General features: G+C 59.2%; 12 protein-coding genes. 5 read left to right on the forward strand and 7 right to left on the reverse strand.

Features of this window, described 5'->3' with window-relative positions; genetic code table 11:
• Window positions 1-390: 390 nt before the first annotated feature.
• Window positions 391-807 (forward strand): DUF4124 domain-containing protein, encoded by a 417-nt coding sequence (locus ACYZT7_RS27635; protein ID WP_461966172.1) that lies wholly within the window; start codon window positions 391-393, stop codon window positions 805-807.
• An 18-nt stretch (window positions 808-825) separates the two neighbouring features.
• Here ACYZT7_RS27635 and ACYZT7_RS27640 read toward each other — a convergent pair whose 3' ends face one another.
• Genes ACYZT7_RS27640 through mrcB form a run of 3 tightly spaced genes read right to left on the reverse strand, consistent with a single transcriptional unit; the run spans window position 826 to window position 4,236 of the window.
• Window positions 826-1,161 (reverse strand): YqcC family protein, encoded by a 336-nt coding sequence (locus tag ACYZT7_RS27640; RefSeq protein WP_462038987.1) that lies wholly within the window; start codon window positions 1,159-1,161, stop codon window positions 826-828.
• On the reverse strand, window positions 1,161-1,895 hold the full coding sequence (locus ACYZT7_RS27645; protein ID WP_462038988.1) for a tetratricopeptide repeat protein: 735 nt from the start codon (window positions 1,893-1,895) through the stop codon (window positions 1,161-1,163). Before ACYZT7_RS27645 ends, ACYZT7_RS27640 begins: the two co-directional genes overlap by 1 nt.
• A gap of 16 nt (window positions 1,896-1,911) precedes the next feature.
• A complete protein-coding gene (mrcB, locus tag ACYZT7_RS27650) occupies window positions 1,912-4,236 on the reverse strand; it encodes a penicillin-binding protein 1B (protein WP_462038989.1) in 2,325 nt (774 codons plus the stop codon).
• A 118-nt stretch (window positions 4,237-4,354) separates the two neighbouring features.
• On the opposite strand from mrcB, the gene ACYZT7_RS27655 reads away from it, so the two are divergent.
• From ACYZT7_RS27655 to ACYZT7_RS27670, 4 genes are all read left to right on the forward strand, one after another.
• On the forward strand, window positions 4,355-5,911 hold the full coding sequence (locus ACYZT7_RS27655) for a bifunctional aminoglycoside phosphotransferase/ATP-binding protein (RefSeq protein ID WP_462038990.1): 1,557 nt from the start codon (window positions 4,355-4,357) through the stop codon (window positions 5,909-5,911).
• Between the two features lie 91 nt (window positions 5,912-6,002).
• Window positions 6,003-6,347 (forward strand): pentapeptide repeat-containing protein, encoded by a 345-nt coding sequence (locus tag ACYZT7_RS27660; protein WP_008015079.1) that lies wholly within the window; start codon window positions 6,003-6,005, stop codon window positions 6,345-6,347.
• Window positions 6,348-6,592: 245 nt separating this feature from the next.
• Window positions 6,593-6,865, forward strand: a complete 273-nt coding sequence (locus ACYZT7_RS27665) for a TfoX/Sxy family protein (RefSeq protein WP_003228231.1) — start codon at window positions 6,593-6,595, stop codon at window positions 6,863-6,865.
• A 15-nt stretch (window positions 6,866-6,880) separates the two neighbouring features.
• Window positions 6,881-7,681: a Crp/Fnr family transcriptional regulator gene (locus tag ACYZT7_RS27670; protein ID WP_462038991.1), complete on the forward strand. Its 801-nt coding sequence runs from the start codon at window positions 6,881-6,883 to the stop codon at window positions 7,679-7,681.
• A gap of 232 nt (window positions 7,682-7,913) precedes the next feature.
• Here the strand turns inward: ACYZT7_RS27670 and ACYZT7_RS27675 are convergent, their stop codons facing one another.
• From ACYZT7_RS27675 to ACYZT7_RS27690, 4 genes are read right to left on the reverse strand one after another with little or no spacing between them, the layout of a single operon-like run.
• Window positions 7,914-8,765 carry a ChaN family lipoprotein gene (locus ACYZT7_RS27675; RefSeq protein ID WP_462038992.1) on the reverse strand — a complete coding sequence of 284 codons (852 nt, stop codon included), beginning with the start codon at window positions 8,763-8,765 and terminating at the stop codon, window positions 7,914-7,916.
• A gap of 21 nt (window positions 8,766-8,786) precedes the next feature.
• On the reverse strand, window positions 8,787-9,554 hold the full coding sequence (locus tag ACYZT7_RS27680; protein ID WP_462038993.1) for a heme ABC transporter ATP-binding protein: 768 nt from the start codon (window positions 9,552-9,554) through the stop codon (window positions 8,787-8,789).
• Window positions 9,554-10,537 carry a FecCD family ABC transporter permease gene (locus tag ACYZT7_RS27685; protein WP_282381871.1) on the reverse strand — a complete coding sequence of 328 codons (984 nt, stop codon included), beginning with the start codon at window positions 10,535-10,537 and terminating at the stop codon, window positions 9,554-9,556. Before ACYZT7_RS27685 ends, ACYZT7_RS27680 begins: the two co-directional genes overlap by 1 nt.
• Before the next feature lie 50 nt (window positions 10,538-10,587).
• The gene (locus tag ACYZT7_RS27690) at window positions 10,588-11,460 is read right to left on the reverse strand and encodes a heme/hemin ABC transporter substrate-binding protein (protein ID WP_462038994.1); all 873 of its coding nucleotides are present in this window, start codon (window positions 11,458-11,460) and stop codon (window positions 10,588-10,590) included.
• Window positions 11,461-11,601: the final 141 nt, after the last annotated feature.

An 11,601-nucleotide genomic window follows, 5' to 3' on the forward strand; every position in this document is an offset into this window, starting at 1 on the left:
TCTAAAACGCCAGAATACCGCCCACATAAAAGAGGACGGGTCTTAATAGGTTTACTTCTCAGCAGAGCATGAGCGACGGTGGTCGCCGACTACGTCAGCACTGACTGAGCAAGTATTGGGATCGTCCCAAGTGTTGCGGGCCTTTCCCACCCAGCGCGAGGTAACGCGTTGCGGGTGTAACAGGTCGGCGCGGATGTGCGCCTCATGATCTGCTGAGCGGGCCTGCTTCTGGCAGTCCCTCTACAGCGGACTTTGGATTCTTCTGTTTCGTCCTCTCCAAGTCAAGTCGTCTATGTGCTTTATTGAACTAAGCACATGAGAAAGCAAGAAAAAACCGCTAAACAGCAACTGTGTTAGCTTCAATTGCGCAACCCATGACAAGGAAAAGGCATGCGAACGATCTTCTTCATGGTCACTCTGCTGATCAGCCCTTTATGCATGGCAGGCCAGATCTACAAATGGGTCGACGCCCAGGGCGTTACCCACTTCGACGCCCAGCCGCCCCAAGGCCGGGAAGCCACCACTGTGGTCACGCCCTCCGCGCCTGCCAGCAACCAGGCACCACCGCCACGCAGCGGTGCCATTGGCGATCAACAGGCCATCGACAAAAAAGTGAAAAAGCAGGTCACCGAGCAGCAAGCCCAGTTGAAGGTATTCTGCGAACAGGCGCGAACGAACCTGGCTCAACTGCAGAACAATCCGCGAATACGGGAGGATGTCGAAGGTGAGATGCGTCGTCTGACCGATCAGCAACGTCAGGAGCGCATCACCGAAGCACAGAAACAGATTGCGGGTAACTGCCAGTAGACACTGGCAGCTTCCGGCTCAATGGGAGGCGGTAATCAGTAGATCAAACTCTTTGAGCAGCACCTGCAGCTGTCGATCCTTGCCCTGGACATTACGGGCGGCGAAGACCATTTCGGCCATTTCCTGAATTCCCGAAGCGTTTGGCAAGGGCAGATCCTGCTCTAGGATCGCCTTCATCCGCGGAAGGAAGATCCATTGCAGCCACTGCTCGAAATCCAGCGTGTCGACCGAGAATGGCTCGACGCTGGAAAGCGCTTCAGCGGATGGCGAGACTTCGTCCCACCACCCCTGAATCCGCAGCTCACGCTCGATCAACAGCAACTGCTCGGCAATTTTCGGAAAGCGTGCATCCATCACAGCGAAACCTTGGCCTTCTGACGGGCCAATGCTGCGCCAGCGGAATCACCCTGTTTCTCACGCGCCTGAGCGATCAATTCCCACAGGCTGGCCTGAAGCGCCGGACGACCATTGGCAAAGGTCAGGCCACGCCGAGCAAACTGTTCGGCTTGTGGCGCATCGCCTTGAGCCATGCGCACCTGAGCCAGACGATAAAGCACTTGTGGCTCACGCGGTGCGACACGCTGGGCGCGCTCAAGACTGGAGGACGCACCGTTGAGATCACCGCTCGCCTGTTGCTGCTGAGCGGTAGTCAGCAAGGCCAGAACCGGACCGTCCAATTGCTCGTCGGCAGACAAGCCACCGGAGTTCGCCGAAGGAATCCCGCTCGGCGTCGACGGCATGCTGTAGCTGCCCTGATTGATCGGTGCCGACTGGACCGGCGCGGTATCCATCGGCCCCGGGGTAATCGGGCCTGGCGTGATCGGCGAAGAGCTGATCGGTGCGGACGCCACTGCGCCGCCACCTGGAACCATCACGACGACGCCGGTATCACCTTGTGGAATTGCCTGAGTCTGAGCTTGCGCAGGACGTTTTGTCGTCGTCTGACGGAAACCGCCATTCGCGGACACTCGCTCACTGTTGGAGACAGCGCTGCCGGAATCCACAACTGGAATCGAACCGCGTTGTACGGAGGAGCAACCGCTGAGCAAAGCCACGGCGGTAACCGCTGGAATCAACCACTTGTTCACTTGAAACCCTCTTTGCTTAATTCATCCAGCCTTTGACCCAATCCATCACCGTTTCGCCGGAAACAGGGCTTTCGCCACCGCAAGCGGCACCGGGAGGCGGTTCGCTGCCGCGAATATACGGCATCTGCACGGCACCTGGGCAGTTGGCATCAGAGCCTTGTCCAGTGCGCGAATCAACCCAGGCCTGAACGATGTTGTCTGGCTGCGGCATGTCCAGCGGCAATGGATCGGCCTTGCGCATGAAACTGGTCCAGACTTGCAATGCACCGGTGGCACCGGTGAACGGTGTCTTGCCGTTGTCATCGCGACCCAGCCAGACCACTGCCAGCAGGTCCTGACTGAAACCGGCGAACCAGCTGTCCCGCGAATCGTTACTGGTGCCGGTCTTGCCGGCCAGCGTCAGGGTTTTCGGTAACACGTTGTAAACCGAACTGCCGGTGCCTTCACGCATGACCCGCTGCATGGCGCTCTGGATCAAGTAAATGGAGGCCGGATCGAAGCGCTGCTGAATCTGGAACGGATAACGCTTGAGCGGTTCACCTTCAGCGGTCAATACGCTACGGATCCCGCGCATCGGCGTATTGAAACCACCGTTGGCCAATGTCTGGTACATGGCCGCCACTTCGATCGGGGTCAGACCGCCAGCGCCCAGCAACATCGACGGGAACGCCGGGAATTCGCGACTCACACCGAGACGTGCCAGGGTCTTCAGGACATTCGGTACGCCCACCGCCAACCCGAGACGCGCGGTCGACAGGTTGTAGGAATGCGCCAGGCCCTGATACAGAAATACGGTGCCATGGGATCGGCGATCGTAGTTCTGCGGTTTCCAGACTTGACCGTCCGCGCCTTTGACAGAGAAGGAGTCGTCCGACAGCCAACTGGTCAAAGTGTACTGGCTCGGTTTCTCCAGAGCTGTCAGATAAACCGCCGGTTTGATCAAGGAGCCGATTGGTCGTACAGCATCCAGCGCACGGTTGAAGCCGGCAAAACCTGCCTGACGACTGCCAATCATGGCCTGCACTTCACCGGTTTCCGGGTTGGTCACGACCATGGCCGCTTCAACCTCATCAGAGCCCTTGCGCCCGGACAGACGCTTGAAGGTGTCGTTGACCGACGCTTCGGCTTTCATCTGCAGGATCGGGTCGAAACTGGTAAAGATCCGCAGGCCTTCTTCGGTCAAGTCTTCGTCGCGATAGTCTTCGCGCAGCTGACGTTTAACCAGGTCGAGGAATCCCGGGAACGAGCTGTCCGCCAGGCTACCGCGCTTGGTCACGCCCAACGGCATTTTCTTCGCGGCGTCGACTTGTTCGGCAGTGGCGACGCCTTGCTCCTGCAACACGTCGAGTACCAGATTGCGCCGCTCAAGGGCACGTTCCGGATAACGACGTGGGTTGTAGGAAGACGGCCCTTTGACCATGCCCACCAGCAACGCCACTTGATGCAGCTTCAGTTCGGCCAACGGCTGGCTGAAGAAGAACTGACTGGCCAGACCAAAACCGTGCACCGCGCGCTGACCGTCCTGACCGACAAACACTTCATTGAGGTAAGCTTCAAGGATTTCGGGTTTGTCGTAATGCAGCTCAAGCAGCAGGGCCATCATCGCTTCGGTGAGCTTGCGGCTCAGGCTGCGTTCATTGGTCAGGTAGAAGTTTTTGACCAACTGTTGAGTCAGGGTACTACCGCCCTGGCGCATCCGGCCGGACGAACCGTTGACCCAGATCGCCCGAGCTATCGACTTCGGTGAAACGCCAAAGTGGTGATAGAAGTCGCGGTCTTCAACAGCCACCAGAGTCTCGAGCAAGTACGGCGGCACCTGATCGATCTTGATCAGGATCCGGTCTTCAAGGTTTTTCGGGTACAGGCCACCGATCAGCAGTGGCTCAAGGCGCACGACCGAAAGCTTCGAACCGTTGGTCGCCGAAAGTTCGGCCACGTAGTCGCCAGAGAAACGCACCCGTACCGGCTGCGCTTGCTCCATGCCTTCATAGAACTGAAAGCCACGGGTATTCAGATCGACGGTATTGCCATTGACCGAGGCGGCGCCGGGGCCGTTGGCCGCGCTTTCGCGTCGATAGCCCAAGGCATCGAGCTCGGTTAGAAAGTCGTCCTTACTGAGCTTTTGTCCGACGAACAGCTCGAGCGGGCGCGCATACACCTTCGCCGGGATGGTCCAGCGCTTGCCGGAGAACTTTTCCTGGACGATGGCGTCGAGGTAAACCGCAAACCCGGCGAGCACCACAAGGCCGACCAGACTGAGTTTAAGGGCCCAGCCCAGCCAGGGGCGCAGGCCCTTGGAAGGTGGTTTTTTTGGGGTACGGGGGGATCGAGTACGAGTCATGGCGGCGGATTATACGCACTTTATTCATACTCAACAGGAGCCCTCCGAGGTTTGCGTCAGACGGACTTACGGCCATAATGGCGACCGTGAATTTTCCCCAGACTCTGAAGGATCGCCTGTGAGCCAGTCCCTGATCGCTGCCCTGCAAAACCCGGCCCTATACCCGCATCCCGTAGACGGGTTCCAGGTCATCGAAACCCATATTTCCTGGGTAATCCTCACCGGCCCCTTTGCTTATAAATTGAAGAAGCCAGTGAATTTCGGCTTCCTGGATTTCACCAGCCTCGATGCTCGCGAGCATTTCTGCGGCGAAGAGCTGCGCCTTAACCAGCGCCTGACCAACGATTTGTACCTCGAAGTGTTGCCAATCACCGGCAGCGCCGAAGCACCACAACTCGGCGGTGAAGGTCCGACAGTCGATTACGCACTGAAAATGCGTCAATTCCCGCAGAGCCAGCTGCTCAGCACGCTGCAAGCCAACGGCGAATTGACCACTGCGCACATCGACGAGATGGCCGCGCAGATCGCCCAGTTCCACCTTACCGCACCGAAAGTGCCTGCCGAGCACGAAGCCGGCACGCCGGACAGCGTGATGGCGCCGGTACGCCAGAACTTCGAACAGATCCGTCCGTTCCTCAGCGACAAAGCTGATCTGCTGCAACTCGACGCCCTGCAAGCCTGGGCTGCAAGCAGCTTCGAACGCCTCAAGCCACTGTTCGCCCAGCGCAAGGCCGAAGGTTTTATCCGCGAATGCCACGGTGACATCCACCTGGGCAACGCCACCGTGATCGACGGCAAGGTCGTGATCTTCGACTGCATCGAGTTCAACGAACCGTTCCGCTTCACCGACGTTTACGCCGACACCGGTTTCCTGGCGATGGACCTGGAAGACCGTGGACTGAAGAGTCTGGCGCGTCGCTTCATCAGCCAGTACCTGGAACTGACCGGTGATTACCAGGGCCTTGAGTTGCTGAATTTCTATAAAGCCTACCGCGCACTGGTTCGCGCCAAGGTCAGCCTGTTCAGCATGCCGGCCGAGGCCGACCCGGTGCAGCGAGCCACCACCCTGCGCCAGTACCGCAATTACGCCAACCTGGCGGAAAGCTACAGCACCATTCCTTCGCGCTTTATGGCCATCACCCACGGTGTTTCTGCCGTCGGTAAAAGCCACGTGGCCATGCGTCTGGTGGAAGCGTTGGGCGCTATTCGCCTGCGTTCCGATGTAGAGCGCAAACGTCTGTTCGGCGAGCAAACCGTACCAAATGACCCCCAGGCCGGCATCTATAGTGCCGACGCCAGCGCCGCCACTTACACCCGTCTGCATGAAATTGCCGCGGTGATCCTGCATGCTGGTTTCCCGGTGGTGATCGATGCGACTTACCTCAAGCGCGACCAGCGTGACGGCGCAGCGAAAATCGCCGAAGCCACCGGCGCGCCATTCCTGATCCTCGATTGCAATGCGCCGCAGGCGGTTATCGAGAGCTGGCTGGCCCTGCGTCAGGCAGACAAAAAGGATCCGTCCGACGCCAACCTGACCGTTATCGAAGCCCAGCAAGCCACGCGTGAGGCCCTGACGCCAGCAGAGATTCTCTGCAGCAAACGCGTTCAGACCAATGAAAGCGGAACCCTCGACACAGTCGTTGCACAGATTCGCCAGCGTCTGCCGGGTCTGTAAGAAACTATTTCAGCCGGGAAGCCTTCGCCGGCTTCACGGCTGCCAAATAGTGGCACTATACTGGCGTCATAAAACCAACAGGTGATGTGACATGAGCCAGCCGAAACTACTCGACACCCCGCTTTATGCTTTGTTGCACAAAGACGACATCACAGGTTTCAACAACGAGCGCCCAAAAGACGGACCTATCGACATGGTCGGTGGCGATTTTCGGGGTCTGGACTTGCGTGAATTGAACGCCGACGGCGTTGACTTTACCGATGCCTATTTCCGCTCCGCCGACTTGCGCGGCATCGACTTTCGCAACGCCTCCCTGGAAGGCGCGAGCCTCGCTCACGCACAGATCTCCGGCGCCTACTTCCCGCCAGAGCTGAGTGCTGACGAGATCCTGATGTCGATGAATTTCGGTACACGCCTGCGTTATCGCACCCGCTAAAAGCGACCTTTGACTGACACGTTCGGCGCCCCCGCTTTGCGCTGAACGCTGGGCATATTTTGCCTGGAGACCTGATTCCACCGCCCTCTTTTCTTACCGCGCTCGCGGACGTTCACGCTGCTTGGGAACTTCGCCGCTTAGAAGCTTTTGCGTCGAAACCGACCAAACAATCACGCTTTTCCTACTGATGGCTACACTCCTGAGAAGCTCGCCCACGCACCGTTCGGCCGTCGCAAGGAGGCTTGATGAATGATGAACTGCAGCACCTGAAGAATCTTGGCAAGACGTCGGCGCAGTGGCTGCATGCCGTGGGCATCCACAGCGCCTCGGACTTGCGTCGCCTGGGGGCGGTGGATGCTTATCGGGCCGTGCGCACGCGCGGGTTTCGCGCGTCCAAGGTGTTGTTGTATGCCATCGAAGGTGCCCTGATGGATGTGCACTGGAACGACATTCCCGCCGAGCGCAAGGACGCTTTGAACAAACAGCTTGAGGCTATCTCGTCACGTCACAAGAACTGAACGGGCGCAGCAACCATGTACCTACTTGGGGAACAACCGGCTTACGCCGACGCGTTGATTAACCGACTGCAACATATTCCCTTCCGGCTACTGGAAGGTTTGACGCCTTGCGGACCGCCCCTGGCGTTTTCAACCGTCGATGATCTGGCGGCCCTATTACCCGGCAATCAACTGTTTGTGCTGGATAACGGCCTGCTGCATGGATGCATTGACGAGCGGGCACTGTTCTATCTGCACGAGGGAGATCTGATCGGCTTGCGCCGGGGCTCGGAACTGCCGCGCTGCCGCTTTCGCAGCGACAGCCCACTGGCATTGACGCCTTACCTGCGATCCGAGGTTTTTCAGCATATCTATGCTGACCCGGAGCGTTCGGAGCTGTTCCTTCAATACATGGCCGGTCAGTCCGCCCTGCTGTCCGACGCCGTCGCCCGTCTGAAACAACCCGAGTTTCGAAGCACCAATAGCTTTCAGCGCGTGGCCAGTGGCGAAGTGTTGATCCGTCAGGGCGATGAAGCGGATCAGGTATTCGTCATCATTGATGGTCATGCCGAAGCCTTTGTCGACGGGCATAAAGTCGGCGATGTTCCCAATGACGAGATTTTCGGCGCCATGGCGGTGTTCACCGGCGAGAAGCGTAACGCCAGCGTGATCACCAGCGAACCCAGCACCGTCATGCTGATCCCCAAGGACCAGTTTCTCAGTCTGACCCAAAGCAACCCGAAGATCGCCCACAGCCTGATCGAGAGCATGGCCCGACGCATCGACCTGCTGAACAAGCAGATCACTCAGCTGAATTCACTCAACCGCACAGGCTGAAACCCAGGATTATGGGCGTTTCCCACCAGTGGACAGCGCAATCCAAATAATTGGGAAATCAGCGGTTGACTTGGTAATGAGAATCGCTATGATTATCACAACTGGTCGCGAGACTGGTCGATATTTGAAAAGCCCTTGGTTCGGACTCTCAGATATCTCCTCATCAGGCTAATCACGGTTATTTGACCCGGCTCTTGCCGGGTCTTTTTTTGCTTGGAGAAAAGTCGTTCGATCACTTGCCAAATTGCTTACGCATTTGCGCGCAGTAATCCTGGGGCGGTGTGGCAGGCGTGTACCAGACGTAATCAGCCATGGCCGTGGTGACCTCGCGCCCCTGCTCCGCCAGCATCAACACTGCAGGCGCCTGGGGTTCTCCCAGATCAAGCACATGAATCGGCACGCCGACATCCTTGCGCGCATGGTAAGCGCCGGCAAACAACAGTGAAGGCGTAGGCGCCGCCAGCAGGCGCTCGGCCATCCGTCGATCACGTTGCTGTTGGACCGCCAGCATCGCCGGCATTTGCGATTCAGGCAGCAGGCCACAGTGGGAGTCGCTGATTTGCTCCAGCAACTCACCCTTGACTGAAGCAGCGTTGGAGCGCGTTCCGCTCAATGTCGGGGGATTGGCATAAAAGGTACGGACTTCAAGCGTGTCCAGATTGGCTGCCAGCAGCGGGTATGACTGGGCCATCGCGAAACGAACGACCGGCCCGTACACATTCCAGTCCCAGCCAGACTGCCAGGCCAATGCACCGGGCAAATCCGCCGGTGGCGGCGAGGCGCGACGAACGTCGTCGACCCGCAGCTGTTGATCCGGCGTGAGCATTTCCAGCAACAGACTGCCTTGAGCTCGCCGCTCACCCAGCGACTGCAATAACCACAATTGCAGTTGATGGTGATCGCGATTGTCATGCTGCTCACCCACGATCAGCCGTGATGGCTTCTCCAACCGCGCAACCAACTCCTGAGCCGTGAGGGTCTGGCCGCTGCGCAAGTCCCGAATCTCGCCGACAACCGGCGGCGGAGTCGAAACATGCTGGCAGGCACTCAGCATCAGCAAAGCCAGCATCAAAAATCCACGCATGTGTTCACCCCCATAAAACGCTCAGCGGGCGATGATCAGCGGATGCCCACGCTCCGGGTGCTGCTGCACCAGCACTTCCAGCCCGAACACGGCCTTGAGTGGTTCCGGGCGCAACACCTGCTCCGGGACATCGAGCGCCACCGGGCGTCCACTTTCGAGCAGTAACAGGCGATCACAATAGCGCGCCGCCAGGTTCAGATCATGCAGGATCACCAGCACCGCCGCGCCGCGATTGGCGAACTCGCGTACGGCTTGCAAAGTGGTGTGCTGATGAAGCGGGTCGAGCATCGATGTGGGCTCATCGAGTAACAACGTTTGCCCTGCTTCGCCCGGCCAGAGCTGCGCCAGAACCCGAGCCAGATGCACCCGCTGTCGTTCGCCACCGGACAAGGCCAGATAGCTACGGCCACTCAAATGCCCGGCATCGGCTGCGTGCAACGCGGCGGCGACGATCTCGTCATCGCGGACCCGGCCGCTTTGATGGGGCAAGCGACCCATGCCGACCACTTCTTCGACGCGAAAGGCGAAATCCAGGGTCGACACCTGCGGCAATACCGCCAAACGCTGCGCTCGCGTCGTCCCGGCCCAATCGCTCAACTCGCGCTCGTCGAGCCAGACGCTGCCGTGATCAGCCTTCAGTTCACCGCACAAGGCGCCGAGCAAGGTGCTTTTGCCGGCACCGTTAGGCCCCAGCACACCGAGGACTTCGCCCGGTTTGAGCTCAAGCGTGATGTCCGTCAGGACAATCTTTCGACCCCGACGGATTTGCAGATTTTGCGCTCGCAACATCAGGCACGTCCTCTGAGCAACAAATACAGAAAGAACGGCGCACCGATAAAAGCCGTGACGATCCCGATTGGCAATTCGGCCGGCGCCAGGGCCAGTCGCGCCACCAGATCGGCAAACAACAACAGACTGGCACCCGCCAATACTGACGCTGGCAACAGAACCCGATGATCGGGACCGGCCAATAGTCGCACCAGATGTGGCACCACCAGACCGACAAACCCGATCATCCCCGCGGCTGCCACCGCTGCACCCACACCCAGCGCCGTACAGAACACCAGTTCACGCTTGAGCCTTTCGACGTCGATGCCCAAGTGACCGGCCTCCGACTCACCCAGCAACAACGCATTCAAGGCCTTGGCCCGGCGCGGCAGCCACAGTGCCACGCCGGCACTGATCAGCAGCAACGGCCAGAGCCGCGAATAACTGGCGCCATTGAGGCTGCCCAGGTTCCAGAACGTCAGGGTGCGCAACGTCGCGTCATCCGCCAGATAGGTGAACAGCCCCACGGCGGAGCCGGCCAGCGCAGTCAACGCAATACCGGCCAGCAACATGGTCGCGACGTTGGTCTGCCCGTTGCGCCGGCCCAGTCGATACACCAGCGCCGTCACGCCGAGCCCGCCGAGAAACGCGCACAGCGATAACAGATAAGGCCCGAAGGCTTCAGGCAGACCGCCGAACACAGAACCACCGACGATCGCAATGGCCGCGCCCAATGCCGCTCCGCTGGAGACACCGACCAGCCCCGGATCGGCCAGAGGATTACGAAACAGCCCCTGCATCGCGACGCCGGACAGTGCCAACACACCCCCCACGGCCAAGCCCAACAAGGTTCGCGGCAAGCGAATCTGCCCGAGGATCAGCTCAGCCTGTTCCAGTCCGTCGGGCGCGATCGGTACACCCACCAGCCGCAGGGCTGCACGCAAGGTGTCGAGCAACGGCAAGCTCACCGGCCCAAGCGCCAACGACAGCCAGATGGCCAACACACACAGCAGGATCAGACCAATGAATAAAACGCGGGGTTTAACCAGAATGGTCATTGGCCGGCAGTACCGGGGTAAAAAGCGCCAGACAGTTTTTTCAGCGCATCGGGTAGCCGCGGCCCCAAGCCCCCGACCAACAACGTCGGATCAAGCTCCATGACTCGCCCGTACTTGGCTGCGCGGGTCGAGGACAGCATCGGGTTCTCCTTGAACAACGCCGCGCGGGCCGCATCGCCGGTCAGTGCACGATCGGCAAACACCAGCACCTCGGGATCCAGACTGATCAGGGATTCGACAGAAAAGGGTTTGTAGCCGGTATGCGTGGCCAGATTGTGCCCACCGGCCTGCTGCAGCAACCAATCGGCGGCGGTGTCCTTGCCGGCGATGAGCGGTTTACCGCCCGCGTGGCCAAGCAACAACAGCACACCCGGCGATTTTTCCTTCAACTGCGCCCGAGTGACCCGGATCCTTTGTTGATCGAGTTGCTGTTGATAAGTCTGAAACACCTGCGAAGCCTGATCTTCAGCGCCGAGTAACTTGCCCAAATGCTGCAAATTACCCCGCAAGGTCGGCAGGTCCGGCTGGGCCGAGAACAGTTCGACCTGCACGCCTGCACTGCGAACCTGCGAAAGTACCGGTGGCGGTCCCATTTCCTCGGTACCGACCAGTATTTGCGGGCGTAAGCTCAAAATACCCTCCGCCGACAATTGCCGCTGATACCCGATGCTTGGCAATGCCTTGAGCGATTCAGGATGCTGACTGGTGGTGTCGACACCGACCAGTTTCGATTCACCGCCCAGCGCGCTGATCCATTCCGATAAAGCTCCACCGGCACTGACCCAACGTTGTGGCAACTCGGCCGCTGCGGCGTGGTGACTGACGAGGAGTCCGACACAGAGCGCAGCAACGCGGGTACTCAGGCGCATAAACAGCTTCCTTTAAGGGTTTTCCCGGGCATCGAGATGACAGGCCAAGTATCCTCGGCCTCTGGCACCTGAACCCAACAGGCAAGGCGGCCATTTGATAATTGTTTGCATTTGAACGTCAAGCTCGGACATATCCAGTCA

It is taken from the genome of Pseudomonas sp. RT4P38 (assembly GCF_054897765.1).